Origin of the sequence: Arenimonas caeni, assembly GCF_003024235.1 — a bacterium.
Taxonomy (GTDB): Bacteria; Pseudomonadota; Gammaproteobacteria; order Xanthomonadales; family Xanthomonadaceae; genus Arenimonas; species Arenimonas caeni.
In genome coordinates this window covers 1-1,190 of the sequence record NZ_KZ679116.1, presented here as the reverse complement: position 1 = coordinate 1,190, position 1,190 = coordinate 1, and the positions used below count along the sequence as shown (strand labels likewise).

The following is a 1,190-nucleotide window of genomic DNA, read 5'->3' as shown; positions in this document are numbered from 1 at the left end:
CATTCAAGCCGACGTCGCTCCGCGACGCGCCTTAACTCAGGTGTTAGGCCCCACGATGCAACAGCAGTCGCTCACGGAACTCCTCGACAACATCGAAGCCGAACTCCGCCGGCTCCGTTATCTCGTTGGTGAGCCAACTTTGCCAGCCGGGGTTTCTTCGGCGTTCGGTTACGGCCAAGTGTCGTTTGAGCAGTGGCTGGGGCACGTTTTCCTTCCCAACGCGCGCGCGGCTGTTGCAAGCAACGAGTTGCCCGGATCCAGCCACGTTGCCGGGGCTGCAGTTCGCAACCTTGATGGAGCGGACGAGGCCGATACACTTCTGGGCCTGCTCGCCGCCTTTGATGCCAAGATCAACCGGTTGGGTGCAACCCAGGGCCCGTCGCGTGGGGCCTAACAATTCGTCCAAGCCGACGCCGCTTCGCGGCGCGGCTTAACTCAGGTGTTAGGGCTGACTAATGCGGCTGCGAATCGCTATCTTGCTTTCGACAGTCCTAGTTGCTGGGTGCAGCTACAGGATCGCGAAGGGACAGTACGACCAAGGGTTCTCCGCAATAGACCGAGAGGACGGCAGCTACTTGGTTCGTTACAACGGCAAGTCTATGGAGCCTGAGTGGGCGCTGGAAAAGCTGCTGCGCCAGGGCGTCGAAGATCTTTGTGCTGCTGACAGATTCCGACTTTCAGAGATCAGGTACGAAGAAATGGAAGTGATGGAGCGATGGGAGCCGTTGTACAGGACAGTTACTGCGGTTGCGTACTGTGGGCGTCAGCCCTAACCAATCATTCAAGCCGACGTCGCTCCGCGACGCGGCTTAACTCAGGCGTTAGGCCTCATGTCCACCGTCGTCGCACATCTGCATTCGTTCCCTGAATCCGAGTGGCCTTTCGCAGACCCGATAAATACTTTGGCGTTCACCACCACTCGTGTCCTACGAGAGAACTACCCGGTGTTGCTGGTAACCCACGACGAGGATGGCGACTGGCAGTTCATGTGTACGACAACCAACGACAGCGCACATGGGCTCATCGTCTGCCTAGGGTGTGCGTATGAGCGCGACAAGACCGTAGCGGAAGTGGCGGATCTGCCTCGCGGGTGGCAGGCTTGGCGCGACTATGTAGGCGGGCCATGGGACAGGGTTCCTCGAGAGCCCGATCCTGATGAGGCCTAACTAATCCGTAAGGAAACTCCCGTC

1 protein-coding gene is annotated in these 1,190 nt (G+C 59.0%); it reads left to right on the top strand.

Annotated features, from left to right (window positions below; translation table 11 throughout):
- Nucleotides 1-394 (top strand): YqcC family protein (locus C6N40_RS13835; protein ID WP_205208630.1); only part of this gene is annotated, 394 nt, incomplete at its 5' end.
- Nucleotides 395-1,190: the final 796 nt, after the last annotated feature.